Genomic DNA, 25521 nt, shown 5'->3' on the forward strand with positions numbered 1-25521 from the left:
TTTATTAATATGAGCAAAAAGATAGTTTATCCAGGTAGTTTTGACCCAGTTACAAATGGCCATCTTGATATTGTAAAAAGAGCGGCCAATATTTTTGATGAAGTAATAGTTTCAGTTTTTAATAATCCCAATAAAACACCAGTTTTTACAATGGAAGAAAGAGTAGAGATGTTAAAAAACTCTACTAGGGAACTTGAAAATGTAAAAGTAGATTCTTTTTCTGGCTTAACGACTAAATATATTAAGTCAATTGGCGGAGATGCTATTTTACGTGGTTTAAGAGCTGTCTCTGATTTTGAAGGTGAATTTCAAATGGCTTCGATGAATAAACACCTTGATGAAAATATTGAAACTATATTCTTGATGACAGATACTAAATATGCCTTTTTAAGTTCTAGTGTAATAAAAGAAGCTGCTTATTTTGATGGTGATATTAAAGAATTAGTTCCAAATTTTGTATATCACAAACTTAGAAATAAATTTATAGAAAAAAATTAAGGTGGTAGGTAGTGTGAACTTAAAGGTTTTTTTAAAATTGGTAGAAATTAGAACTAAAATTGCCAGTTTTACTCCTTTTTTACTGGGAAATTTATATTTTATATATAATTATAAAGGTTTTAATATTTTTAATTGCTTGCTTTTATTGTTATCTTTATTATGTGTTGATATGGGGACAACTGCCCTTAATAATTATCAAGATTTTTTGAAAGCAGAAAAAAAAGAAGGTTATAATTATGAGCAGCATAATGCAATAGTAAATTATAATTTAAATAAAAGAACTGTTAAAAAAATTATAATTATACTTTTTTTATTAGCTATAGTTATTGGTTTACTTCTTTATTTACATAGTGATGTTATAGTACTTTTAGTAGGTTTGATTTCATTTGCAATTGGAATTTTATATACTTCTGGCCCAGTGCCTATCTCTAGAACACCTTTAGGCGAGCTTTTTTCTGGTTTAACTATGGGGTTTTTGATTACTTTTTTAACCGTTTATATTCAAAATCTTAATTTGGTTAATTTATTTTTTAGCCTCGGTCTTTTAAAAATAGAAATTCAATTTTTAGAAATTATTAAGCTTTTTATTTTTTCTTTACCTTTAGTTTTAGGAATTGCAAATATTATGTTAGCAAATAACATTTGTGACTTCAGTGATGATTTGGTAAATAAAAGATATACACTGCCAATTTATATTTCTAAAAAAAAGAGTCTGCAGTTATTTAGCTATTTATATTATTTATCATATTTAAGTCTTGTTTTGGCAGTAGTAATTAATATTTTACCACTTATTTCTTTGCTTTCTTTATTAACATTTTTTATAATTAAGAAAAATATTAATAAATTTAAAAGCAAACAAAGTAAAAAAGAAACTTTTATTTTAGCTGTTAAAAATTTTGTGATTTTAAATTACACTACAGCTTTGACTTTGATTTTAGCAATTTTGATTTAAAGAAGGTGGAGATAAAAATGACTTTATTAGGAAATATTATTTGGTTTATTTTTGGTGGCTTGATTCAATCGTTTTTCTGGTTTATTTTCGGTTTGCTTTGGTCAATAACAATCATTGGAATTCCTGTAGGTAAACAATGTTTCAAAATGGCTAAAATGCAGTTGGCTCCTTTTGGTAAAGAAATAATAGAAACTAATAATTCGTCTGTTAGTTTAATTGCTAATATATTATGGATTATTCTTTTTGGTTGGGAATTAGCTATAGCTAATTTAACGGCAGCTTTATTCTTTGGGATTACTATTATTGGTATTCCTTTTGCTAAACAAAATTTAAAACTTGCTTATTTATCCTTAATGCCTTTTGGAAAAGATATTAGAAAAGTAAAGTAAAGAGGTGTTATTTATTTTGAAATTAGAAGATTGTGCTCTTGTACTTGAGGGCGGTGGAATGAGAGGTTCTTTTACAGCTGGAATTATTGATTATTTATTAGAAAATAATATTTACTTTGATTATACAATTGGAGTTTCTGCTGGAGCTAATAATGGAGCAAATTATACCAGTCGCCAAAGACAAAGAAATAAAAAAATATTTACTGATTTAGTAGAAGATAAAAGATATATGGGAATAAAAAATCTGATTAAAGAAGGAAGCTATTTTGGCATGGATTTTCTTTTTCACCGGCTACCACATGAAATATTACCTTTTGCTTATAATAGTTTTAAAAATTCTTCTACAACATTGAAGGTAGCTGCAACTGAATGCAGTAGTGGTGAAATAAGATATTTTGAACCTCAAAAATATGATGAGCTAAATAAGATTGATAAAATTTTTAAAGCTTCTAGTAGTCTACCTTTAGTTTCTAATCCTGTAGAAATTGAAGGGGCTTGTTATTTAGATGGTGGGATAAAAGATTCAATTCCTATAAAAAAAGCTTTGGCAGATGGTTATCAAAAAATTGTTGTTGTTTTAACCAGAGAAAAGGGTTATCGGAAAACTCCTGTTAAGGCTAAATTTTTATTGGACTTTTTTTTAAGAAAATATCCTAATTTAGTTCAAGACCTAAAAGAAAGATATAAAGTTTATAATCAGACTTTAAATTTGATTAAAAAAAAGGAAAAAGCAGGAGAAATTTTTGTTTTTAGACCAGAAGAAATAAAAATTGATCGTTTCAGTCGTGATGCTGAAGAATTAGAAAAACTTTATCAATCAGGTTATAATCTAGCCCAAAATGAGTCTCTAAAATTTGAAAATTGGTTAAAAAAGATTAAGGAGTAATTATGAATTTATCTTTAGATAGATCTGTCACAGCACAAGTAGTAAAAGCAATAGCAGAATTTGATTTAATAAATGATGGAGATCGAATTGCAGTTGGTCTTTCTGGTGGTAAAGATAGTGCATTTTTATTATTAGTTTTAAAAATTTTTTCTAAGTACTTTAGTAAGGATTTTATGTTGAAAGCTGTTCATGTAGATCCAGGCTTTGATGATTCTAGTTCTTTGGCTCTTAAAGATTTTTGTCAGCAACTAAAAATTGATTTAAAAATTATAAAAAGCGAAATTGCTCTTTATATTAATTCTACTGAAGCAAGTAATCCTTGTTCAAAATGTGCTCATTTTAGAAAAGGAGCAATTATTAATTATCTTAAACAAAATAATTTTAACAAATTAGCTTTTGGTCACCATTTAGATGATGCTGTTGAAACTTATTTAATGAGCATTATTTATTCTGGTCAACTTCAAACTTTAGCACCTAAAAGATTTTTAGATAAAAACAAAGTGGAAATAATTAGACCATTGATTTATTTAAGAGAGTCTGTAATTATTAGAGAAATTAAAAAAAGAAATATAAAAATCAAAAAAAGTCTTTGTCCTTATGATGGTAATTCAGCTAGAGCAAAGATTAAAAAAGATTTTGCTAAATACTTTAAAGATGAACAATTATTTTCTAATTTAACTGCAGCAATGAGAAAAAAAGAAAATAATAATTTATGGCCAACTAAAACAGAAGAAAAATTATTAACTCAAAAGATGAAAAAATATTGGAAATAGGGGAGGCTAATTTGATGGCTCAAAAAAATGATGAGAACAGTTTAAAACATAAACTACAATTTACGGAGAATAAATTAAACTTAATTTATCAAAATTCCCCCCTTGCTTTTATTTCTTGGTCTAATAATGGTCAAATTAAAAATCTCAATCAAGCAGCAGTTAGACTTCTGGGTTGGGAACAAGAAGAGCTTACAAACCAAAAATTTATTAGCACAATTATTGCAGAAAAGGATCGAGAAATTTGGTCTAAATTTAAAAACGAAAAATTAGAATATTTGCCCCAGGGATTTATGAGTAGAACTTTAAAAAAAAATGGGACTATTATTAATTGTAGATGGAATAATATAATCATTCCTAAAAGAAAAAATAAATTTGAAATTATTTCTATGGCTCAAAATGTAAGTTATAGTTTAAAAAGAGAAATGGAAATGGTAAAATTAGTAAAGGCAATTAATGAAACTGATAATTGGGTAGTTATTACTGATAAAAGAGGAATTATTGAATATGCAAATACAACAGTAGAAGAAATTACAGGTTATAAAAAAGAAGAAGTAATAGGTCAAAATCCTTCGATTTTTAAATCTGATAAACATTCTAATCAATTTTATCAAAAAATGTGGAATAAGATTAGAGCAGGTGAAGTATTTAATGATGTTATCATTAATAAAAAAAAGAATGGAGATTATTTTTATTCAGAACAAACTATAACTCCTATTAAAGATCAAAATCAAAAAATAATAAATTATATTTCAGTTGGTAGAGATATTACTCAAAATGAAAAATTAAAACGTAAAATAGAGTATATTTCTAATTATGATATCCAATTTGGTTTACCAAATCGAAAATCAATAAAAAATAAAATGGAAAATTTAATTGGTTTGAAAGCTAAATCTAAATTAGCAATTCTAGTTCTTAATATTAATAATATAAAATATTTAAATGATATTTATAATAATAGTCAAACCGAAAAAGATTTGATTAATTTATTAGCTGATTTAATAAATAAGCAGCAGTTAGTAAATCAAAAATGTGTTAAAATAGACAGAGAAAACTATCTAGCTTATTTAGGTGGCAATAACTTTGCTTTAGCAGTTGATAATCTAAATTCTGCTAATGAAATTTATAAATTAGCTGAAAAAATATTAGATATTTTTACTGATACTATAGATTATAATCAAGAATCTTTTATGTTGAATGCAAGAATTGGGATTTCTATTTATCCTGATGACTGTATAAGTTCTCAAAATTTATTATCAAATGCTGAAATTGCTTTAATTAATATTAAAAAAAATGATTATGCTTTTTTCGACCAAGAAATGAATCAAGAAATAAAGAAATTTACAAAAATGGAAGCAAAATTAGATAAAGCTATTAAAAACGATGAATTTGTTATTTATTATCAACCATACTATAAAGGAGCTGATCATAGCCTTTATGGAATGGAAGCTTTAATTCGCTGGCAAAATCCTCAGCAAGGTTTAATTTCTCCAGCTGAATTTATACCTATTTTAGAAAATTCCCAACTGATTAAAAAAGTTGGTTTAATAGTTATTAGTAAAGTAGTTAATAGTATTAAACATTGGTTAGCTAAAGGTTATCAAGTAGTACCTGTTTCTATTAATTTATCTGCTAAACAGCTAGAAGATAATACTCACTTAAAAAATATTTATCGTCTTATATTAAATAGTGGTATTAATCATTCTTTAATTAAATTTGAAATTACTGAATCATCTGCGATGAATGATGTTAATTATAGTTTAAAAGTAATGAATAAAATGAAAGAAAAGGGTTTTGCAATTTCTATTGATGATTTTGGTACTGGATATTCTTCTTTTAGCTATCTCCAAAAGTTTCCGATAGACTATCTAAAAATTGATATTTCTTTTATTAGAAATATGACTTTAAGTAAAGATGGGCAAAATATTGTTGAATCAATAATTAATATTGCTCACCTTTTAAATTTACAAACTATTGCTGAAGGAGTAGAAAAAAAATCAGAGTTAGATATTTTAAATAAATTGACTAATGATTATATACAGGGATATTATTTTGATCGTCCCATGCCTAAAAGTGATATAGAAAAAATGTATATAGAAAAAGAATAATAAAAAAAACCGCCTTTGAAGGCGGTCTTTTTATTATGATTAAAAATTAAATAGCATCTTCTGCTTTTTTTCCGATCACCTGAACAACTATATAAAGTGCAATAATTCCAACTGGTAATAGATAAATAGCAGAAAATCCAAATCCAGCTGGTAAGAAGCCAAATAGAGCAGCAACTAAACCAATAGTTAAAGCATAAGGCATTTGAGTACTTACATGGTCCATATGATCAACTGCAGAGGCAGTAGAAGACATAATGGTAGTGTCAGAGATAGGTGAACAATGGTCCCCCATTACACTTGCAGTTAAAACAGCTGCAATTGTTGGCAGCATTGGGATTCCAATTGAATGAGCTAAAGGTATAGCAAGTGGCATTACAATTGCTACAGTTCCCCAAGAACTTCCAATTGTAAAAGCAATAAAAGCTGAGAAAACAAAGATCATAACTGGAACTATTTCTGGTATTATATTACCTTCTAAAATTGAAACTAAATAATTTGCAGTTCCTAAATCTTCAGTAATACTACCAATTGACCAGGCTAAAACCAGAATTAAACAAGCAATAAACATTGATTTTGCTCCATCAATCCAGCCATCAACTGTTTCATTTACATTTAAAATTCCTTTAGCCAAACTAAGAATTCCAGCAATAAAACTACCTGTAATTGCAGCCCAAAGTAAGACAATACTGGCATCTGCATTACCAAAAGCATCTCGAATTGAAGTACCAGCTTCTAAACCTCCACCATTATACCAGAGTCCAAATAATGTTATTAAAATAACTCCAATTATTGGTAAAAAAGAATTGAAAAAATTAAAACTTTTACCTTCTGGTTGTTTAATTTCTTCCATTTCTTGAGAAACCATTGGTGTTGAACCTGGTCTTAAAGTTTCACCAGTTGAACGTGCTCTTTTTTCTGCTTTTAACATTGGTCCAAAATCTTTGGCAGTAAAGATAATTATTAGGGCAAAAGCTAAAGCAAAAATACTATAAAAGCGATAAGGTATTGTCTGGACAAAAGTTCCATAAGCATTCATTTCTATTCCTAGAGCATCAAATCCATCTTTAATAACTCCGACTTCAAAGGCTATCCAGGTAGAAATTGGAACAATACTTGAAACAGCAGCAGCAGTTAAATCAACAATAAAAGCTAATTTTTCTCTTGAAATTCTCATTTTATCAGTAATAGGCCTCATTGTATTACCAACAATTAAAGTATTAGCATAATCATCAAAAAAGATCAGAACTCCCATAATCCAGGCTGCAAACTGAGTTTTAGCTATAGAATTAGCTCTCTCAGCGACATATTCTCCAATGGCAACTATACCACCTGACTTATTAATTATTCCAATCATTCCTCCCATAGCTAATAAGAATAAAATAATACCTGCATTCCAAGAATCTGCCAAAGAAGCAAGAATATAATTATCTAGAGTATGCATAAAAGCAAAAAGAGGGTTATAAGCGTTAATAATTAAGGCCCCTGAAAAAATACCTAAAAATAAAGATAAGACAACTTGTTTAGTCCACCAAGCTAAGATAATAGCCAATAATGGTGGTAATAAAGAAATAACACCAAAACTTTCCATAATTTCATCCTCCTAGTTATTTTTTAAAAAATTGAATATTTAAACTTTAAGCAAATAAAAAATCCCTAGCAAAATGCTAGGGTAAATAAAATAACCCCATCTAATATCATGAGATAGCACAACATAGTTAATTTAACTATGACAGTCCTGTATATTTTTTATACAGTCCCAGTGATTTTTTTAATCCTAAAAAAATACACTTCGGCAGTAAACCCTTTCATTTTAAGTTTAAGCTGGATTTGCAAGAGTAAAATTACTGATTTTTACTGCTCCTCTACCTCATCTTAGATGAGGCATTTAATAACTAATATTTTAATTAATTATTTTTTTCTCAATATTTAATTTAATAGAATTATAACTTAGAGAAAGATTTATGTCAAGAAATTAATAAAAAACTTTGCATTAGATAGGATTTATAATATATAATAAACATGTTGTCTTTTTTTTAGAGAAGTTAAAATAAATAATTATTTTAGTTAATAATAAAAATAGAAGGAAGATTAATATGCAAAAAAAGAATTTTAAGAACTTAAGTTCAAAATTATTTGGAATAATATTTGTTTTATTTGTAATTAGTCATTTTGTGCCAGTACCTTATCAAGTGATGGAGCCTGGAGTTGCTGAAGAATTATCACCAATGATTGAGGTGGATTCAGCTTATCAAAATGAAGGTGAATTCTTATTAACAGCAGTGGGTACAAAGAGAGCAATGGCCTGGGATTATTTTTATATAACATTATTTTCCCCCTCTGATAAAGAACTTAGTTCTATTAGAGATTATTTGCCAGAAAATATGGATTTAAATCAATACATAGAATTAATGGCAGAACTTATGGAAGAAAGTAAACTTCAGGCACAAGCAGTTGCTTTTGAAAAAGCTGGCTATCAAGTTCAAATAAGTGGAGAAGGAGCTCTTGTTGTTCAAGTTATGGAAAATGGAAGTGCTTATAACAAACTAGAACAAGGTGATTTAATTAAATCTGTAGATGGTAAAAAGGTAGAAATGGCTGCTGATGCAGTTAATATTATAAAAAATAGAAAAATTGGTGATTTGGTTGAATTAAAAGTATTAAGAGAAGAAGAACTGTTGGAATTTAACTTAAGAACAGTAGAACTTGAAGGTAATAAGGGTTCTCCTTCAATTGGTGTTTTAATTAGTTCTCAGGGTTTAGAATATGATATTCCAAGAAAAGTTAATTTTAAAACTGAAAATATTATTGGACCTTCAGCTGGTGGTGTTTTTACTTTAGAAATTTATAATCAGCTGACTGAAAGAGATATTACAAATGGTAAAAAAATTGCTGGAACTGGGACAATTAGTTTAGATGGTAAACTTGGTAGAATTGATGGAGTTAAATATAAAATAATGGCCGCTAAAAAGGCTGAAGTAGACTTATTTATAGTTCCAAAAGAAAATTATGAAACTGCTGCCCAATTTGCAGGAGATCTAAAGTTAATCAAAGCAGATAATATTAATGATGTCTTAAATTATTTAAAACAAGATCAAAGTTTATAGTGAATTAATTGTTTATCAATTTTTAGATATTTATTATATTTTAATTAACTTTTGGTAAAAATCTCTTTGAGCCTGACTATGTTTTGGGTTTTGATAGAGTAAAGCATAAAGATCTGAAGCAAGTAAATCATAACTTAGAGATAAATCAAGTGCTTTTTTTGCATTTAAGTCAATAGCTTTAATTTTAGCAGCTGGATTAATTATAATCTCTAGCTCAGATTTATTTTGTAGTTGCGAAAGTAAATTTTCTTTACCTTTTTTGATCCCAAGTACTCTTAAATACTGAGGAGCGGAATCAGCTATTAAATTAAGTTTATCTGTTTTAAGCTCAAAATAAATCTGCAAAATTTTCCTTTTTATTTTACTTTCAGTTATATTTTTAGATTTTAAGTTTTCTAAAAAAGATCTTTCTTTAAATTCTGCTTGAGCTTTTTCTAAAAATCTATTTTCTAAACCATTATTGATTCCTTGATATTTTTTTAAATCAGAGCTATTAAGTCTTCTTATTTGATCAACTGTTTTAGCTAATATTTTTTTATATTTACTTTGCTGAACAAATCTACCTTTTTTAACTTCATTATTTAAAATTTGCCAGGATTTTAATGGCATTAAATTTTGAGTTTTTTGCAAGGCTTTAGCCTGAGGTAGAGTTTTAAATAGATTTCTAATTAAAGATGCACTAGCATAGTTTTTCTGGATTTCTTGACTGTGATATGCACTACCGATTCTTTTTATTGTTTTAGGCTTAAGATTTGAATTTAAACTAAGAATAGATTTTAAATATTCAATGCCCAAAATGTTGTTTGGTTCTTTTAAAGTCTTTTTAATTTTTGCTTTGCTAAAATTTTGTAAATGTTTATAACTTTGATAAGCAGAGAGTAAAGCTTTTCTTCTAGCGGTAGGGAAATTAATCCCTTTTTTCAAGTAGTTTTGGAGATTATTTTTAAATTCTGGACTTTCATTAATAAAGGCGTGGGCAATAGCAGAAATGATTTCAATATCACCTGCTTCACTACCAAAAACAACTGAATCTACAATCTTACTTTTAGTTAAACTTAAAATTGAATAATGGGCAAAGTATTCAGCACTACGAATATTATAAGCTAAAGGAAGTTCTAAAACTAAATCAGCTCCACAACTTAAAGCTTGTTTGGTTCTGGCCCATTTGTCAAGCAAAGTGGGTTCACCTCGTTGGCTAAAATTGCCACTCATAATTACAATTAGGTTATTAGCTTTAGTTATTTTTTTGCTTTGATTTAGGTGGTATTGGTGGCCATTATGAAAAGGATTATATTCTACGATTAAAGCAGTTGTATGCATAAAAACACCTCAAATTTAGATTTAAGTAAATTGTTTTAGTTATAATAAAAGTTTTACTTTTCGAACTTTTTACTTTAAAAAAGGATTTGTAACTTTAATATAGTATTATATACATAATAGCAAAGATATAGTTAAAGAACAAATATGATTTTTTTACTATCAGGGAGGAATAAAAATGGATATTTTAAAGAATTTTAAAGAAAAAGCAGCATCAGATTTAAAAACAATAGTTTTTGCTGAAGGAAATGATGAAAGAATAATAAGAGCTGCTGCAGAAGTTGAAACTGAAAAAACAGCTCAAATTGTTATTTTAGGTCAAAAAGAAGAAATCCAAAGTTCTGCTCAAACATATGGAGTGGATCTAACAGGTGTTGAGATTATTGATCCTCAGGCATCAGAATACATAGCAGAATTTAGAGATGAATTCTATGAATTAAGAAAACATAAAGGGATTAGTAAAGCTGAGGCTGAAAAAGCAATTAAAGATCCATTATATTTTGGAACTATGATGGTTTATACTAAAAAAGCTCATGGAATGGTAGCAGGTGCTGTGAATGCAACTGCTAATGTTTTAAGACCTTCCTTTCAAATTGTAAAAACTAAAGCAGGTATTTCTACAGTTTCTAGTGCTTTAATTATGGTTTTGAAAGATAAAAGTTTTGGTGAAGATGGAGTAATGGTTTTTTCTGATTGTGCAGTAAATCCTGCTCCTAATTCTGAACAATTAGCAGAAATTGCAATTACTACTGCTGATACTGCTCAGTCACTTTTAGATTTTGATCCAAAAGTTGCTATGCTTTCTTTTTCAACTATGGGAAGTGCTAAACATGAGAATGTAGATAATGTTAGAAATGCAGTTGAAATTGCTCAAAAAAATGCACCGCATTTAAAAATAGATGGAGAAATGCAGTTAGATGCTGCTTTAGTTGAAAGTGTTGGTAAGAGAAAAGCACCTGAAAGTGAAATTGCAGGTGAAGCTAATGTTCTTATTTTCCCAGATTTACAGTCTGGTAATATTGGTTATAAATTAGTACAAAGAATTGCTGGAGCAGATGCAGTTGGCCCTATTATTCAGGGATTAGCTGAACCAATTAATGATTTATCTCGTGGCTGTTCAGTTTCAGATATTGTTAATTTAACAGCTATTACAGCAGTTCAAGCTCAAAACAAATAAAATTGGAGGAATAAAAATGAAAATACTTGTTATTAATAGTGGAAGTTCATCATTGAAGTATCAATTGTTTAATATGGAAACAGAAAGTGTATTAGCAAAAGGTTTAATTCAAAGAATAGGAATTTCAGGATCATTTTTAGAATATGAAAATAATGAAGGAGAAGAAGTTCTAATTGAAAAAGATATTGCAACTCATAAAGTTGGAATTGAATTATTGTTAGAAACTCTTTTATCTTCTGAGCATGGAGTTTTAAAAGATATAGATGAAGTGGAAGCTATAGGTCATAGAATTGTACATGGAGGAGAAGCTTTTGCAGAATCTACAGTTATTGATGAAAGCGTAATCAAAGAATTAGAAGAAGTAGCTGATTTAGCTCCACTTCATAACCCACCAAATATTATGGGAATTAAAGTGTGTAAAGAATTAATGCCGACTAAACCTCAGGTAGGAGTCTTTGATACAGCTTTCCACCAAACTATGCCAGAGAAAGCTTATATTTATGCCTTGCCATATGAATATTATAAAAAGTATGGTGTGAGAAGATACGGTTTCCATGGTACTTCTCATGGTTATGTAGCTCAGAGAGCTGCTAAAATGTTAGAAAAAGATTTATCTGAGCTTAAAATTGTAACTTGTCATTTAGGTAATGGAGCTAGTTTAGCAGCAGTCAAAAATGGTGAGGTTGTTGATACTAGTATGGGTTTAACTCCTTTAGAAGGTTTAGTAATGGGAACTCGTTGTGGAGATATTGATCCAGCAATCATACCATTTATTATGGAAAAAGAAGATCTTTCTGCTGCTGAAATTGATAATATTTTAAATAAGAAAAGTGGCCTTTTAGGTATTTCAGGTGTTAGCAGTGATTCTCGCGATGTTGAAAATGCTGCTGAATCAGGAAATCATCAGGCAGAAGTTGCTTTAGAAATATTTAATTATAGAGTTAAAAAATATATTGGAGCTTATACTGCAGCTATGGGTGGTGTTGATGCAATTGTATTTACTGCTGGAATTGGGGAAAATGCAATTGAAACTAGAGCTGGAATTTTAAATGGACTTGAATATTTAGGTGTTGAATTAGACGAAGAGGCTAATGATATGCGTGGAAAAGAAAAAGTAATCTCAAAATCTGATTCTAAAGTAAAAGCTTTAGTTATTCCGACAAATGAGGAATTAGTTATTGCTAGAGATACAAAGGATTTAGTCAACTAATAAGTTTTCGCTTGACAGTTAAAGCTTATTTTTATATAATAAAATGTGGTTATTTACAGGGGTGATTAAAAAATTGTATATAAACCTCAGTGATTTAAAAGAAGTTGGAGCTAGAAAACAAGTAGAATTAGAGCTTGAATTTCATAATTTTGAATTTGCCAATCGTGAAATTGAAATAAAAGATCCAATTGAACTTGAACTTGAAATTTTTAACACTACTGATTCTTATGTAGTTGAAGGTGAAATTAAAGCCAAATTGATTTTGAGTTGTAGTCGCTGCCTACAAGAATATAATTCTACAATCAACTTAGATCTAACTGAAAATGTTGTAAAAAATGAGATGGAAGATCAAGAAGAGTTATATTTAGATGAAATTATTATGGATAATATAATTTTATCTTTACCTATGAAACCACTTTGTTCTGAAGACTGTAATGGGATTTGTCCCCAATGTGGTCAGGATTTAAATAAGGGTGAATGTGATTGTGAGGTAGAAATATTAGATCCACGTTTAGCAAAATTGAAAGACTTTTATGATGAAGAGCAATAAACAAGGAGGTGTATAAAATGGCTGTACCAAAGAAAAGAACTTCTAAAACTCGTAAGCGTAAAAGACGTACTCATAAGAAATTGAGTGCTCCAAGCCTTACAGAATGTTCTAATTGCCATGAGAAGATTTTACCTCATCATGTGTGTCCTGAATGTGGACATTATGATGGCAAAAAGGTGAGCAAAAATTAAAATATTTTAGATAAGCAGAGATCTCTACTTAAGAGATTCTCTGTTTTTTTCTTGCCATAAACTTGCAATTGACCAATGGTTGAGATATAATGTTTTGCAAATGATATAGATAAAATTTTGTTTTTTTGTAATTTGGGAGGCGGCCTAATTGTATAAAATAGCTGTTGATGTTATGAGTGGAGAAAAAAAAGCAGAAGAGTTAATTAAAGGTGCTCTAAAAGCTTTAGCAGAAGAAAAAGAACTAGAATTGACCCTGATTGGTGAATATGATATTATAAGCCAAGAGTTAGCTAAAACTGACTTTGATTCGAATCGGCTTAAAATTGAAAAAGCAGATCAAATAATAACTATGGATGAATCACCAGTTAAGGCTTTAAGAAAGAAAAAAAATTCTACTGTTAATGTAGGAGCAAAGCTTTTACGAAAAAAGGAAGTAGAAGCCTTTATTTCTCCAGGTAATACAGGTTCAGTTATGGCAGCAGGTCTACTTAAAGTAGGTAGAGTTAAAGGTGTTTTAAGACCACCAATTGCAATTCAATTCCCTGCTATTAATGGAAGTACTTTGATTTTAGATAATGGAGCTAATACTAATTGTAGTCCTGAGAATTTAGAACAATTTGCTTTAATGGGACAGCTTTATGCAGAGAAAGTAATGAAAATAGATAATCCCCGCATTGCTCTTTTAAATATTGGAGAAGAAAAAACAAAAGGTAATAAACTAACTAAAGCAAGTTATGAACTTTTAAATAATAATCCGAAAATAAAGAATTTCATTGGGAATGTAGAGGGTAGAGATATTTTTTCTGAAAAAGTAGACATTATAGTTACTGATGGATTTGTTGGAAATATAGTTTTGAAAACAACAGAGGGAGCAGCCTCTTTTTTTCTGGAATTAATAAAAGATAGTTTTAAAACTAATTTACTTTCTAAACTTGCAGCTTTTATTTTAAAACCTTATCTTAAAAAATCTTTAGATAAAATTGATTATAGACAGTATGGAGGGGCTCCTTTATTAGGGGTTAAAGGCTTAGTGGTTATTAGTCATGGCAGTTCTGATTCGACTGCTATTTATAATGCTATTAAAGCTGCTAAAAAAAGTATAGAAGAAAATATGGTTGAATTAATTAAAAGTGAGTTTGCTAAGAATGAGGAGTTGGAATAAATGGCATTGAAAACAGAAATTTGTGATTTATTAAAGATAGAAAAGCCAATTATTCAAGGGGGAATGGCCTGGGTTGCAACAGGAGAATTAGCTGCTGCAGTTTCAGAAGCGGGTGGTTTAGGTGTTATTGGAGCAGGCAATGCTCCAGCTGAGGTTATTGAAAATGAAATTGATAAGTTAAGAAAAATAACTGATAAACCATTTGGCTTAAATATTATGTTACTTTCTCCTTTTGCAGATGATATAATAGATTTAGCTTTAGAAAAGAAAGTTCCTGTAGTTACTACTGGTGCTGGTAATCCTGGTAAATATATTAAAAAATTTAAAGAGATAGGAACCAAAGTAATTCCTGTTGTTCCTTCTGTTGCTTTAGCTAAAAGATTAGAAAGAACAGGAGTAGATGCAGTTATTGTCGAAGGAACAGAAGCAGGTGGTCATATAGGTGAATTAACAACAATGGCCCTTGTACCTCAATTAGTAGATGCTGTTAAAATTCCTGTTATTGCAGCTGGAGGAATTGCAGATGGTAGAGGTTTAGCTGCTGTATTAGCTTTAGGAGCTGCTGGAGCTCAAATTGGAACTAGATTTGTTTGTTCTTCAGAATGTATAGCAGCTGATGCTTATAAACAAGCTATTATAAATTCTAGAGATAGAGATGCAGTAGTAACAGGTAGGAGTACAGGCCATCCAGTTAGAAATTTAAAAAACAAATTAACAAGGAAAATAAAAAAATTAGAAGCTCAAAAAGTTTCGAAAGCTGAAATTGAACAATTGGGTTCAGGTAAACTGAAAGCTGCTGCAATTGATGGTGATGTAGAAGAGGGCAGTGTTATGGCTGGTCAAGTGTCTGGTATGATTTCTGAAATAAAAAGTGTAGAAGAAATTATTAGAGAAATTATACTGAAAGCTGAAAAAAGAATTAAAGAAAATCATCAACTACTTGTTTAATTTTAATTAAAATATTAATTAATAGAAGTTAAAAGAGGTGTCAGATTTGATAAATCTTGAAAAAAAGAAAATTTTAATTACTGGGAGCTCACGTGGTATTGGGGCCGAAATAGCAAAAAAAATGGCAAGTTTAAAAGCAGAAGTTGTGATTAACTATTCTAGTTCTGAGGCTAGGGCTGAAAAAATTAAAAATGAAATTGAAGCTGCAGGTGGAACTGCTCATTTATTACAAGCAGATATAAGTGATCATCAAGAAGCAAAAAAATTAGTGAAAACTGCTTATCAAAAAATGAATGGTTTAAATGTGTTAATTAATAATGCAGGCATAACTAGAGATAAATTATTGTTAAGAATGAAAGAAGTAGAATGGGATCAGGTGCTTGCAATAAATTTAAAGGGAGTTTATAACTGCTCTAAACATGCTGTAAGGTATTTATTGAAGTCAGAAAATGGAAAATTAATAAATATTTCTTCAGTAGTTGGAATTAATGGTAATGCAGGCCAGTCAAATTATGCAGCAGCCAAAGCAGGTGTAATTGGTTTTACAAAAAGTATGGCTAAAGAATTAGCCACTAAAGGTGTTTGTTCAAATGTTATAGCACCTGGTTTTATAGATACAGAAATGACTGATAGCTTAAGTGAAAATGTTAAAGAAGAAATTTTGTCTCAAGTTCCTTTAGCCCGTTTAGGTCAGGCTGAAGAAGTGGCTGATTTAGCTGCCTTTTTAGCTTCAGACAACTCAAACTATATTAATGGAGAAGTAATTAAAATTGATGGCGGTATGGGCTCTTAAAATATCCTTGCGTTTATAAAAGAGATTTTAGTGAAAGGAGGTGAATGGAGTGGAAGATATCTTAGAAAGAGTAATTGATATTGTAGCAGAAGAATTAGCAGTTGACAGAGATGAGGTTACTGAAGACTCTTCATTTATAGAAGATCTTGGAGCAGATTCTTTAGATGTGGTTGAATTAGTTATGGCATTTGAAGAAGATTTTGATGTAGAAATCCCTGATGAAGATGCAGAAGATATTCGTACAGTTGATGATGCTGTAAGTTATTTGGAGGATATTCTTTAAATAATAATTGTGGATGAGGCTCCCCAGTGGAGTTTTCATCCCTTTTTAGTTATTCTAATGGATGGTGATATATAAATGAGAAAATTGTGTAATAAAAGAAAAACATTAAAATTCGAAAAAAGTCTTGATTTAAATTTTAATAATAAGTTTTTATTAGAAAGAGCTTTAACTCATAAATCTTATCCAAATGAAAATAGACATCTTAACTTAAAAGATAATGAGCGTTTAGAGTTTTTGGGGGATTCAGTTTTGAGTTTATCAATTAGCACTTACATATTTAATAAATTTTCTGATTTCCCAGAAGGAGATTTAGCAAAGATGAGAGCTGTTATTGTTAGTGCTCCAATTTTAGCAGAAGCAGCAAAGAGAATTAATCTTGGTCAATATTTATTTTTGGGTAAAGGTGAAGAAATGACTGGAGGTAGAGAACGCGATTCTATTTTAGCAGATACAATGGAAGCAATTTTTGGTGCTTTATATCTTGATCAGAGTTTTAAAGTAGTAAGTGATTTTATTCTGGAATTATTGAAAGTTGATATAATAAATGTTGCAGCAGGTAATCACATTCAAGATTATAAAACTATGTTGCAAGAAGTAATTCAAGATATGGGTAATTTCAGACCTGAATATGAAGTTATTGATGAAGAAGGTCCAGATCATAATAAGACTTTTATAGTTGCTGTAAAAATGAATGAAGAAAGCCTTGGTTCTGGTCAGGGATCAAGCAAAAAGGAAGCTGAACAAGAAGCAGCAAAAGTTGCTTTAGATAAATTAGATAAACTTGATTAATAGAGGTGTTTTAATGTATGCTATAAGAGGTGCAATTAGTGTTTCTGCAAATAATAAAACAGATATTTTAGATGCTACTAAAGAAATTATGCAGAGTTTAATTGAAGCTAATTCTCTTACAGAAAAGGATTTAGTTAGCATAATAACTACAGCTACACCTGATTTGACAAAGGTTTATCCTGGTCAGGCTTTAAGAGAATTAGGGTATAATTTAACTCCTATTTTGTGCTTGCAAGAAATGAAGGTTGAAAATAGTAGTCAAAAAATGATAAGATTGTTAGTACATGTTAAAGGAAATAAAGATAAAACTCAGGTTAAACATCAATATTTAAAAAAAGCTAAAAATTTGAGGCCTGATTTAGTAGAATAAAGATAATTTTAAAGGGTGATTAAAGTCAATGAAAAATGTGATAGCAATTGATGGCCCAGGTGGAGCTGGCAAAAGTACTATTGCAAAACTTTTAGCTAAAAAAATAAACTATCTTCATCTTGATACTGGGGCAATGTATAGAGCTGTAACTTGGGCAGCTTTAAAAAAAAATATTGATTTTAAAGATGAAGAAAAAATTATAAAAATAGCAGAAAAGAGTAAAATCATCTTTGATCAACAGGGAAATATTTTTTTAAATGGAAAAAACATTAGTCAAGAAATAAGAAATAATAAGGTTAATCAGTATGTTTCACAAGTTGCAGCAATTAAGGGTGTGCGTGATCTTTTAGTTGAAAAGCAACAAGATATAGCTAAAAAAAATAAAGTAGTAATGGATGGAAGAGATATTACTACAGTAGTTTTACCTAAGGCAGAATATAAATTCTACTTAACTGCTTCTTTGGCAGAAAGAGCAAAAAGACGTTATCAACAAGAAAAAGTTAAGAATAAAAATGCAGATCTTAAACAAATTAAAGCAAGTATTGCTCGTAGAGATAAATTAGATAAGGAAAGAGAACATTCTCCTCTAAAAAAAGCTGAAGATGCTAGATTAATAGATACAACTAATTTAAGTATTGAGCAAGTAATGTCTAAGATGATAGAGATAATTGAAGGTGAAATTTAGTGAAAAAAATTATTTATCAGACGATCAGATTATTTCTGTTAGCAATCTTTAAAGTTTTTTTTAGAATAAAAGTTAATGGTAAAGAAAATTTGCCAGATTCAGGTAAAGCTATAGTTCTTGCAAATCATATAAGCTTATTAGATCCACCATTATTAGCAGCAGTTTTGCCTAGACCCTTAAGATTTATGGCAAAAAAAGAGCTGTTTAAAAATCCAATTTTACGTTTTGTTTTATTTCTTGCAGATGCTTTTCCAGTTGATAGAACTAAAAATGATATAACTGCTGTTAAAAAAGCTTTAGCTGTCTTAAAAAAAGAAGAAGTTTTAGGGCTGTTTCCTGAGGGAACAAGAAAGCCAGAAGGTGAGTTGGGAAGTCCCAAACTAGGATCTGTTATGTTAGCTATTAAAAGTGGAGCTCCTATTATACCAGTTGGAATAAAAAACATAAAAACTGATGGTAGGATTACTATAAATATTGGAGAAAGTTTTAGTTTAGAGCAATTTTCACAAAAAAAATTGTCCAAAACTGAAAGAAAAAAAGCAGCTCAATTTATTAAAAATAAAATTGCTGCAGCGATTAATTATTCAGAATGATTATTGATAACTAGATTATTTTAATCTTTTTTAAATTATTTTAAATTTAAAGAAGGATTTTAAAGATTAATAGAGAAAATTGTTTAAGAGGCATCCTGTTTATTTATAGGATGTTGTATGTGTTGGTGTTGTGCTGGAAGGAGGTGAAGGTTCTGGAGGTTATTACATCAGAAGAGGCTGGATTTTGTTTTGGCGTTGAAAGAGCCTTAGATATGGTTTTGGAAGCTGCTAAAAAAAATGATGCTTTAAATGTTTATACATTAGGCCCACTGATTCATAATCCACAGGTAGTTGAAAGATTAGAAAAAAAGAATGTAAAAGTAGCCTCTTCACTTGCCGAAATTGATTCTGGAATAGTTATAATTCGTTCTCATGGAGTGGCACCAGAAGTTTTAGCAAAGGCAAGAGCGAAAAAATTAAAAGTTATAGATGCCACCTGTCCCTATGTTAAAAATGCTCAAAAATATGCCAAAAGGCTTGTTGATGAAGGTTATCAAACCTTTATTTATGGTGATGAAGATCATCCTGAAGTTCAAGGTATTTATGGGGCAAGTGATAAAAAAGCATCTATAATTGGAGAAAAAGAAGATTTGAAGTCAATTGAGCTCAAGGCTAAAGTTGGTTTAGTAGCTCAAACAACTAAATCTCCTGAGTCTTTTCGCGAAATTATAGATTTAATAGCAACTAAAGTCAAAGAATTAAAAGTTTTTAACACTATTTGTAATACTACAGATGTACGTCAATCCTCAGCTAAAAAATTAGCTGAAGATGTAGATATAATGTTTGTAATTGGGGGTCATAATAGTGCTAATACTACTAGACTGGCAGAAATATGTACAGTCACAAATACCCCTACTTATCATATAGAAACAGCCGCTGAAATAAAAAAAGAGTGGTTGTCTGAAAAAAATAAAGTTGGAATTACAGCTGGAGCATCAACTCCAGACTGGTTAATAAGGGAGGTTGTTCAGTTAATGAATGAAGAAAACAAAGAAGTAAATGTTGAGTCAACTGAAAACGAAGAGGAAAAAGAACAACAAGTGGTAGAGGAGGTAGAAGAAACAGTAACAGAAACTACAGAAGAAGATGAAGTTACTAACAGCGAAGAAGCTGAATTTAAATATAGCGATAATGATATTGCTGATTTAAGCAAAGGTCAGAAAGTGACAGGTACTGTAGTTGAAATCAATGAAAATGGTGTTTATGTAGATGTTAATTATAAAACAGATGGATTTATTCCATTACGCCATTTAAGTCATCGTACTGTAGAAGATGCAAATGATATTGTAAGTATGGATGAAGAAATTGAAGTTGTAATCTTGACTTTAGAAGATGAAGAAGGTAATATGGTTTTATCTAAAAAACAAGCTGAATATGAAAAAGCTTGGGAAAAAATTGAAGAAGCTTATAATAATGAAGAAATTATTGAAGCTGAAGTTACTAAAGAAGTTAAAGGTGGTTTAGTTGTAGATGTTGGAGTAAGAGGATTTATTCCTGCTTCACATGTAGCAATTGGCTATGTTGATGACTTAAAAGATTATGTTGGAGAAAGTCTTCGTCTGAAAGTAATTGAAGTTGAAAGAGATAACAATAATGTAGTTCTTTCACATAAAAAAGTTTTAGAAAAAGAAAGAGCTGCTAAAAAAGAAGAAACTTTAGCTTCACTGGAAGAGGGTCAAACAGTAGAAGGTACTGTAACAAAATTAGTTGATTTTGGTGCCTTTATTGATCTTGGTGGAATTGAAGGTTTACTTCATATTTCAGAAATGTCATGGGGCAGAATTGAAAGCCCAGCTGAAGTTCTTACTGAAGGTGAAAAAGTAGAAGTTAAAGTACTTGGAGTTAATAAAGAAGAAGAAAGAATTTCTTTAGGATTAAAACAACTCTTAGCTGATCCTTGGGAAGAATTTGCTGAAAAGCATTATGAAGGAGAAGTTATTGAAGGTAAAATAACAAAATTAGTTGATTTTGGTGCCTTTATGGAAGTTGAGAAGGGAATTGAAGGATTAATTCATATTTCTCAATTATCACACCGTCATGTTAAAACTACTGATGAAGTAGTTAGTGTTGGTGATGTAAAAGAAGCTAAAATTATTAATATTGATGCAGATCAAGAAAGAGTAGGTTTAAGCTTAAAAGAATTAGAAGAAAAGCCTGAGCCTAAAAAAGAATCCAGCAACAAATCTCAAAGCTCAAATAGAAGCAATAGAAGTAGTAGTAGATCTAATAAAAATAATGATAACTCATCATCTAGTGGAGGAGCTACTATTAGAGAAATTGTTGGAGACATATTTGACCAGGGTGAATAATTAAAAAAGCACCCGCTGTCCTTTTTGATGAGGACAGCGGGTTTTTTATGCTTAGTTAGTTAGATTGCCTAATTAAATAAAGTATGATATTATCAGCATGATAGGAGGTAGAAGAATAATGGTTAAAATAAAAAATATTATTCCAAATTCTACCGCTGCTAAAGCTGGCTTAAAAACTGGTGATAAAATAATTACTATTAATAATCAAAAAATTAATGATTATATAGATTATTTATATCAAATTTCAGAATCTATTATCAGATTAGAAATTGAAAATAAAGCTGGTCAGAAAAAAAATATTGAATTAGAAAGAAAACTTGGAGAAAAATTAGGGATAGAATTTAAAGAAATAGTATTTGATGGACTTAAACAGTGCAAAAATAATTGTGTTTTTTGTTTTGTCAAACAACAACCAGCAAATATGCGCCAAAGTTTAAATCAAATGGATGATGATTATCGTTTTTCTTTTTTACAGGGAAGTTTTGTTACTTTAACTAATCTTAAAGATAAAGAAATTGCTAGAATAATTGATTTAAATTTAAGTCCAATAAATATTTCAGTTCATACTACTAGACCTGATTTAAGGGTCCAAATGATGAAAAATCCTAAAGCAGCAGAGATTAATAGGCTTTTAAAACTTTTCCAAAAGCATAATATTCAATTTAATACCCAAATTGTACTTTGTCCTGGCTATAATGATCAGGCTGAGCTGGACAGAACATTAGAAGATTTATTAAGCTTTTATCCTCAGATTTTATCGATTGGAATTGTTCCAGTTGGCTTAACTAAACATAGAGCTGGACTTAGTGATTTGAGAACTTTAACTAAAAAAGAAATGAGCGATTCTTTAAAACAGATAAAGTATTGGCAAAAACAGTCTCATAAATTATATGGTGAAAATATAATTTATGCAGCTGATGAATTTTATTTAACCACTGATTATCAAATTCCAAGTTATCAAGCTTATAATGATTTTCCGCAATTGGAAAATGGTATTGGATTAACTGCTTTAACTAATAAAGAGATGGATAATATTTCTTTTCCAGACTCTTTAAAATCCAAAAAAAAATTTGCTCTAATTACTTCTGTTTTAGGGAAAAAAGCTTTAACTGGATTTATCAAAAAAACTCAGAATATAAAAAACTGTGATTTTGAAATAAAAGTAGTATCTAATTCATTTTTTGGTAAAACAGTTACAGTTACTGGGCTTTTAACTGCTCAAGATTTGAAAACTAAAATTAAGAAGTTAAAAATAGAAAAATATGATAAAATTTTTATTCCCCAAATTGTACTAAATGATCAACTCAGATTTTTGGATGGAATAAAAAAAGAAGAATTTTTAGAAGAATTATCTGATTATCAAATATATTTTATAAAAAATATTAAAGAAATTATGGAGGTGATTAAAAATGGCTAAATCTACAGTAGCAATTGTAGGCCGACCTAATGTTGGTAAATCAACCCTTTTTAATAGACTGGTTGGAGGACGCAGAGCTATAGTTGAAGGTGAACCAAATGTTACTCGCGATAGAATTTATGGTGAAACTGAGTGGCTAGGCAAAAAATTTAATGTTATTGATACAGGTGGAATTGTTCTTCATGATAATGATAAAATAAAAAACCAAATAAAATATCAGGCAGAAATAGCTATGGAAGAAGCAGATTTAATTTTATTTGTAGTAGACTCTAGAACCGGAATGACTGGAGTAGATGAAGATATAGCTCAACTTTTATATAGGACAAATAAAGAAGTTATTTTAGTTGTCAATAAAGTTGAAGATTTTTCTAATCAAGAAGAAATTGGTTGGGAATTTTATTCACTTGGTTTTGGGACTCCATTTCTTATTTCAGCTGAACATGGTAAAAATACAGGTCAATTATTAGATCAAGTTAAAGCAAATTTACCAGAAATTGAAACTGAAGAAGATGATGATGATAAAATTAATATAGCAGTAATTGGTAAGCCAAATGTTGGTAAATCTAGTTTAGTTAACCATTTAATTGGTAAAAAAAGAGTAATTGTTAGTGATATGCCAGGAACAACTAGAGATGCAGTTGATACTATGATTAAATGGAAAGATATTAGTTTTAACTTTATCGATACAGCTGGTTTAAGACGAAAATCTCGAGTTAAAGAAGATGTTGAATATTATAGTAATTTAAGAGCTTTAAGATCAGTTGATAGAGCTGATGCTGTTTTAATGATGATTGATGCTCAAGAAGGAGTAACAGATCAAGATAAGAAAATAGCAGGTTATGCTCATGATGAAGGTAAGGCAATGGTAATAGCTATTAATAAATGGGATCTAATGGAAAAGGATTCAGGAACAATGGATAGATATACTGATGAAGTTTATTATCAACTTAAATTTTTAAACTATGTTCCAGTTACTTATATTTCGGCTTTAACTGGAGAAAGAATAGATGAACTTTTATCACTGCTTGAGTTTGTAGTTGATCAGAGTAATCTTAGGGTTAAAACTGGAATTTTAAATGAGGTTATTTCAGAAGCGGTTCAATTACGTGAGCCACCAAGTAGAAAAGGAAAAAGACTCAAAATTTATTATGGAAGTCAAGTTGGAATTAAACCACCAACATTTGTTTTCTTTGTTAATGATCCTAATTTAATGCATTTTGCTTATCAAAGATATTTAGAAAATGTGCTCAGGGAAGCTTTTGGTTATGTTGGTAACCCTATGCACTTTAAATTAAAACAACGTAATTAGGAGGGTTTTATGAGGATATTAATAGCAATATTTATTAGTTATTTAATTGGCTCAATTCCATCTGGTTTTCTTTTAACTAAATATGTTATGAGAAAAGATGTTCGGCAATATGGTAGTGGTAATATTGGGGCTACTAATGTTGCCCGAGTTATGGGCTTGAAATCTGGAATCTTAGTTGCAATTTTTGATATACTAAAAGGTTATTTAGGAGTATTAGTTGGGCAGTTAATTATTGGAAACAGCCTATCAATAGCTATTTTATTAGTTGCAGTAACAGCTATTGCAGGTCATGATTGGTCAATATTTTTAGGTTTTTCTGGGGGTAAAGGAGTAGCTACTACCTTTGGAGTTATTTTAAGGCTCTATCCACTAGCTTTTTTAATTTATGCTTTAATCTGGCTTTTATTAGTACTTACTACTAGATATGTTTCTTTAGGCTCAATAATTGGCTCAATGTCTCTTCCTTTGACTCTTTATTTTAGTAGTTATGATTCAAAAAATATTTTCTTTGCCGCTTTATTATCAATATTTGTAATGTATACTCACCGAGAAAATATAAAAAGATTATTAAAAGGCGAAGAAAATAGAATGGATCCAGATAAATTAGGAAAGAGTGGTAAAAAATAATGAATTCTAAGATTACAGTAATTGGAGCTGGTAGCTGGGGAACAGCTCTAGCTAATTTACTAGCTAATAATGGTGAAAATGTTGAAATATATGCTCGAGATAAAGAAGTAGTTAAGACAATTAATCAGCAAAATTATAATTTTAAATATTTTCCTGATATTAAATTAAACACCAATTTAACTGCTGTTAATAATTTAAAAAAGTCTTTAAAGGAAACTGAGCTAGTTGTTATTTCAGTTCCTACTCAAGCTTTAAGTGGGCTTTTAGAACATTTACAGAAGTTTTTAACAACCAATACAATTATTGTTTCTACTGCTAAAGGCATAGAAGAAAATTCTTTTCAAACTAACTCTCAAATGATAAAAGAAGCTGGTTTTGAAAATGTAGTAGTTTTGTCTGGACCTACTCATGCAGAAGAAGTGATGACTGAATTACCTACTGCAATTGTAGCTGCTGCTAAAAACAAAAAAATAGCTGAAAAAGTTCAGAGCATTTTTATGTCCAAATATTTTAGAGTTTATACTAATCCTGATGTTAAAGGGGTAGAACTTGGTGGTGCTTTAAAAAATGTAATTGCTGTAGCAAGTGGTATTTGTGATGGACTTGATTTTGGTGATAACACTAGAGCAGCTTTAATAACTAGAGCTTTAAATGAAATGAGTCATTTTGTTGAATATCAAGGTGCTAAAAATGTTACCCTTGCTGGTTTATCAGGGATGGGAGATCTAGTTGTGACTTGTACAAGCATGCATAGTCGCAACAGACGCTTTGGAATTGAGATTGGTAAAGGCAAAAACATTTTAGAAGCCAAAGAAAAAGTTAATCAGGTTGTAGAAGGAGTCAAAACTACTCGAGCTATTTACAAGTGGTTAAATTCCAATGAAATTGAATTAGAAATGCCAATAACAGAGCAAGTTTACCAAGTTCTGTTTAATGATAAAGACCCTCGTCAAGCAGTAGAAGAGTTGATGTTGAGAACTAAAAAACATGAAATGGAGTTATTAGTTGATAACTCTTTGTGGGATCTCTAAAAACTTTTAGATTTTTCTTTGCTTAAGCAGGAAATAACTGTTATAAAGCGAAT

General features: G+C 29.6%; 26 protein-coding genes and 1 riboswitch. Of the genes, 24 read left to right on the plus strand and 2 right to left on the minus strand.

What is annotated here, in order from left to right; all coding sequences use genetic code 11:
- Positions 1 to 9: 9 nt before the first annotated feature.
- The 6 genes from coaD to HPRAE_RS03935 are packed head-to-tail and all read left to right on the plus strand — an operon-like array spanning position 10 to position 5603.
- On the plus strand, positions 10 to 498 hold the full coding sequence (gene coaD, locus HPRAE_RS03910) for a pantetheine-phosphate adenylyltransferase (protein ID WP_014552950.1): 489 nt from the start codon (positions 10 to 12) through the stop codon (positions 496 to 498).
- A gap of 13 nt (positions 499 to 511) precedes the next feature.
- The gene (locus HPRAE_RS03915) at positions 512 to 1450 is read left to right on the plus strand and encodes a 1,4-dihydroxy-2-naphthoate polyprenyltransferase (protein WP_014552951.1); all 939 of its coding nucleotides are present in this window, start codon (positions 512 to 514) and stop codon (positions 1448 to 1450) included.
- A gap of 17 nt (positions 1451 to 1467) precedes the next feature.
- Positions 1468 to 1839: a YccF domain-containing protein gene (locus tag HPRAE_RS03920; RefSeq protein WP_014552952.1), complete on the plus strand. Its 372-nt coding sequence runs from the start codon at positions 1468 to 1470 to the stop codon at positions 1837 to 1839.
- Between the two features lie 16 nt (positions 1840 to 1855).
- Positions 1856 to 2725, plus strand: a complete 870-nt coding sequence (locus HPRAE_RS03925; protein WP_014552953.1) for a patatin-like phospholipase family protein — start codon at positions 1856 to 1858, stop codon at positions 2723 to 2725.
- A gap of 2 nt (positions 2726 to 2727) precedes the next feature.
- The gene (locus HPRAE_RS03930; protein ID WP_014552954.1) at positions 2728 to 3498 is read left to right on the plus strand and encodes a tRNA 2-thiocytidine biosynthesis TtcA family protein; all 771 of its coding nucleotides are present in this window, start codon (positions 2728 to 2730) and stop codon (positions 3496 to 3498) included.
- A gap of 14 nt (positions 3499 to 3512) precedes the next feature.
- On the plus strand, positions 3513 to 5603 hold the full coding sequence (locus HPRAE_RS03935) for a bifunctional diguanylate cyclase/phosphodiesterase (RefSeq protein WP_014552955.1): 2091 nt from the start codon (positions 3513 to 3515) through the stop codon (positions 5601 to 5603).
- Between the two features lie 46 nt (positions 5604 to 5649).
- Here HPRAE_RS03935 and HPRAE_RS03940 read toward each other — a convergent pair whose 3' ends face one another.
- Positions 5650 to 7191, minus strand: coding sequence for a Na+/H+ antiporter NhaC family protein (locus tag HPRAE_RS03940; protein ID WP_014552956.1), 1542 nt, complete (start codon positions 7189 to 7191; stop codon positions 5650 to 5652).
- A 106-nt stretch (positions 7192 to 7297) separates the two neighbouring features.
- Positions 7298 to 7476, minus strand: a riboswitch (Lysine riboswitch).
- A 220-nt stretch (positions 7477 to 7696) separates the two neighbouring features.
- Between HPRAE_RS03940 and HPRAE_RS03945 the strand changes: the two genes are divergently transcribed.
- Complete coding sequence (locus tag HPRAE_RS03945) at positions 7697 to 8707, plus strand: YlbL family protein (protein ID WP_014552957.1); 1011 nt, start codon at positions 7697 to 7699, stop codon at positions 8705 to 8707.
- Positions 8708 to 8740: 33 nt separating this feature from the next.
- On the opposite strand, the gene HPRAE_RS03950 is transcribed toward HPRAE_RS03945, so the two are convergent.
- Positions 8741 to 10027, minus strand: a complete 1287-nt coding sequence (locus tag HPRAE_RS03950) for a tRNA(Met) cytidine acetate ligase (protein ID WP_014552958.1) — start codon at positions 10025 to 10027, stop codon at positions 8741 to 8743.
- Between the two features lie 175 nt (positions 10028 to 10202).
- Here HPRAE_RS03950 and pta point away from each other — a divergent pair, with 175 nt between their 5' ends.
- The 17 genes from pta to HPRAE_RS04035 all read left to right on the plus strand — a co-directional run bounded on the left by pta (position 10203) and on the right by HPRAE_RS04035 (position 25468).
- Positions 10203 to 11201 (plus strand): phosphate acetyltransferase, encoded by a 999-nt coding sequence (gene pta, locus HPRAE_RS03955; RefSeq protein WP_014552959.1) that lies wholly within the window; start codon positions 10203 to 10205, stop codon positions 11199 to 11201.
- 16 nt (positions 11202 to 11217) lie between these two features.
- The gene (locus HPRAE_RS03960; RefSeq protein WP_014552960.1) at positions 11218 to 12411 is read left to right on the plus strand and encodes an acetate/propionate family kinase; all 1194 of its coding nucleotides are present in this window, start codon (positions 11218 to 11220) and stop codon (positions 12409 to 12411) included.
- 73 nt (positions 12412 to 12484) lie between these two features.
- Complete coding sequence (locus HPRAE_RS03965) at positions 12485 to 12961, plus strand: YceD family protein (RefSeq protein WP_041606914.1); 477 nt, start codon at positions 12485 to 12487, stop codon at positions 12959 to 12961.
- A gap of 17 nt (positions 12962 to 12978) precedes the next feature.
- On the plus strand, positions 12979 to 13152 hold the full coding sequence (gene rpmF, locus HPRAE_RS03970; RefSeq protein ID WP_014552962.1) for a 50S ribosomal protein L32: 174 nt from the start codon (positions 12979 to 12981) through the stop codon (positions 13150 to 13152).
- 148 nt (positions 13153 to 13300) lie between these two features.
- A complete protein-coding gene (plsX, locus tag HPRAE_RS03975) occupies positions 13301 to 14314 on the plus strand; it encodes a phosphate acyltransferase PlsX (RefSeq protein WP_014552963.1) in 1014 nt (337 codons plus the stop codon).
- Positions 14315 to 15262 carry an enoyl-[acyl-carrier-protein] reductase FabK gene (gene fabK, locus HPRAE_RS03980; RefSeq protein ID WP_014552964.1) on the plus strand — a complete coding sequence of 316 codons (948 nt, stop codon included), beginning with the start codon at positions 14315 to 14317 and terminating at the stop codon, positions 15260 to 15262.
- A 46-nt stretch (positions 15263 to 15308) separates the two neighbouring features.
- The gene (gene fabG / locus HPRAE_RS03985) at positions 15309 to 16055 is read left to right on the plus strand and encodes a 3-oxoacyl-[acyl-carrier-protein] reductase (RefSeq protein ID WP_014552965.1); all 747 of its coding nucleotides are present in this window, start codon (positions 15309 to 15311) and stop codon (positions 16053 to 16055) included.
- Between the two features lie 49 nt (positions 16056 to 16104).
- On the plus strand, positions 16105 to 16338 hold the full coding sequence (locus HPRAE_RS03990; RefSeq protein ID WP_014552966.1) for an acyl carrier protein: 234 nt from the start codon (positions 16105 to 16107) through the stop codon (positions 16336 to 16338).
- Positions 16339 to 16413: 75 nt separating this feature from the next.
- Positions 16414 to 17127, plus strand: coding sequence for a ribonuclease III (gene rnc / locus HPRAE_RS03995; protein ID WP_014552967.1), 714 nt, complete (start codon positions 16414 to 16416; stop codon positions 17125 to 17127).
- Positions 17128 to 17140: 13 nt separating this feature from the next.
- The gene (gene aroH, locus HPRAE_RS04000; protein ID WP_014552968.1) at positions 17141 to 17497 is read left to right on the plus strand and encodes a chorismate mutase; all 357 of its coding nucleotides are present in this window, start codon (positions 17141 to 17143) and stop codon (positions 17495 to 17497) included.
- A gap of 28 nt (positions 17498 to 17525) precedes the next feature.
- The gene (gene cmk, locus HPRAE_RS04005; RefSeq protein ID WP_014552969.1) at positions 17526 to 18182 is read left to right on the plus strand and encodes a (d)CMP kinase; all 657 of its coding nucleotides are present in this window, start codon (positions 17526 to 17528) and stop codon (positions 18180 to 18182) included.
- Entirely contained in the window at positions 18182 to 18775 is a 594-nt protein-coding gene (locus HPRAE_RS04010) for a lysophospholipid acyltransferase family protein (protein WP_014552970.1), read from the plus strand. Before cmk ends, HPRAE_RS04010 begins: the two co-directional genes overlap by 1 nt.
- Positions 18776 to 18918: 143 nt before the next feature.
- A complete protein-coding gene (locus HPRAE_RS04015) occupies positions 18919 to 21084 on the plus strand; it encodes a bifunctional 4-hydroxy-3-methylbut-2-enyl diphosphate reductase/30S ribosomal protein S1 (protein ID WP_014552971.1) in 2166 nt (721 codons plus the stop codon).
- A gap of 118 nt (positions 21085 to 21202) precedes the next feature.
- Positions 21203 to 22501, plus strand: coding sequence for a DUF512 domain-containing protein (locus tag HPRAE_RS04020; protein WP_014552972.1), 1299 nt, complete (start codon positions 21203 to 21205; stop codon positions 22499 to 22501).
- Positions 22494 to 23810 carry a ribosome biogenesis GTPase Der gene (gene der / locus HPRAE_RS04025; protein WP_014552973.1) on the plus strand — a complete coding sequence of 439 codons (1317 nt, stop codon included), beginning with the start codon at positions 22494 to 22496 and terminating at the stop codon, positions 23808 to 23810. The genes HPRAE_RS04020 and der overlap by 8 nt, the downstream gene beginning before the upstream one ends.
- Before the next feature lie 9 nt (positions 23811 to 23819).
- The gene (gene plsY / locus HPRAE_RS04030) at positions 23820 to 24437 is read left to right on the plus strand and encodes a glycerol-3-phosphate 1-O-acyltransferase PlsY (RefSeq protein ID WP_014552974.1); all 618 of its coding nucleotides are present in this window, start codon (positions 23820 to 23822) and stop codon (positions 24435 to 24437) included.
- Positions 24437 to 25468, plus strand: a complete 1032-nt coding sequence (locus HPRAE_RS04035) for an NAD(P)H-dependent glycerol-3-phosphate dehydrogenase (RefSeq protein WP_014552975.1) — start codon at positions 24437 to 24439, stop codon at positions 25466 to 25468. The genes plsY and HPRAE_RS04035 overlap by 1 nt, the downstream gene beginning before the upstream one ends.
- Positions 25469 to 25521 lie beyond the last annotated feature (53 nt).

The sequence above is a fragment of the Halanaerobium praevalens DSM 2228 genome, assembly GCF_000165465.1.
Classification (GTDB): Bacteria; Bacillota; Halanaerobiia; order Halanaerobiales; family Halanaerobiaceae; genus Halanaerobium; species Halanaerobium praevalens.

What these genes read in the sequence shown, in the direction of transcription:
- HPRAE_RS04035 (WP_014552975.1), top strand. Translation starts at nt 24,437, where the DNA reads ATGAATTCTAAGATTACAGTAATTGGAGCTGGTAGCTGGGGAACAGCT.
- HPRAE_RS03940 (WP_014552956.1), bottom strand. Translation starts at nt 7,191, where the DNA reads ATGGAAAGTTTTGGTGTTATTTCTTTATTACCACCATTATTGGCTATT.
- plsY (WP_014552974.1), top strand. Translation starts at nt 23,820, where the DNA reads ATGAGGATATTAATAGCAATATTTATTAGTTATTTAATTGGCTCAATT.
- rpmF (WP_014552962.1), top strand. Translation starts at nt 12,979, where the DNA reads ATGGCTGTACCAAAGAAAAGAACTTCTAAAACTCGTAAGCGTAAAAGA.
- pta (WP_014552959.1), top strand. Translation starts at nt 10,203, where the DNA reads ATGGATATTTTAAAGAATTTTAAAGAAAAAGCAGCATCAGATTTAAAA.
- HPRAE_RS03920 (WP_014552952.1), top strand. Translation starts at nt 1,468, where the DNA reads ATGACTTTATTAGGAAATATTATTTGGTTTATTTTTGGTGGCTTGATT.
- rnc (WP_014552967.1), top strand. Translation starts at nt 16,414, where the DNA reads ATGAGAAAATTGTGTAATAAAAGAAAAACATTAAAATTCGAAAAAAGT.
- HPRAE_RS03960 (WP_014552960.1), top strand. Translation starts at nt 11,218, where the DNA reads ATGAAAATACTTGTTATTAATAGTGGAAGTTCATCATTGAAGTATCAA.
- HPRAE_RS03930 (WP_014552954.1), top strand. Translation starts at nt 2,728, where the DNA reads ATGAATTTATCTTTAGATAGATCTGTCACAGCACAAGTAGTAAAAGCA.
- HPRAE_RS04020 (WP_014552972.1), top strand. Translation starts at nt 21,203, where the DNA reads ATGGTTAAAATAAAAAATATTATTCCAAATTCTACCGCTGCTAAAGCT.
- HPRAE_RS03935 (WP_014552955.1), top strand. Translation starts at nt 3,513, where the DNA reads ATGGCTCAAAAAAATGATGAGAACAGTTTAAAACATAAACTACAATTT.
- cmk (WP_014552969.1), top strand. Translation starts at nt 17,526, where the DNA reads ATGAAAAATGTGATAGCAATTGATGGCCCAGGTGGAGCTGGCAAAAGT.
- HPRAE_RS03950 (WP_014552958.1), bottom strand. Translation starts at nt 10,027, where the DNA reads ATGCATACAACTGCTTTAATCGTAGAATATAATCCTTTTCATAATGGC.
- aroH (WP_014552968.1), top strand. Translation starts at nt 17,141, where the DNA reads ATGTATGCTATAAGAGGTGCAATTAGTGTTTCTGCAAATAATAAAACA.
- der (WP_014552973.1), top strand. Translation starts at nt 22,494, where the DNA reads ATGGCTAAATCTACAGTAGCAATTGTAGGCCGACCTAATGTTGGTAAA.
- coaD (WP_014552950.1), top strand. Translation starts at nt 10, where the DNA reads ATGAGCAAAAAGATAGTTTATCCAGGTAGTTTTGACCCAGTTACAAAT.
- fabK (WP_014552964.1), top strand. Translation starts at nt 14,315, where the DNA reads ATGGCATTGAAAACAGAAATTTGTGATTTATTAAAGATAGAAAAGCCA.
- HPRAE_RS03945 (WP_014552957.1), top strand. Translation starts at nt 7,697, where the DNA reads ATGCAAAAAAAGAATTTTAAGAACTTAAGTTCAAAATTATTTGGAATA.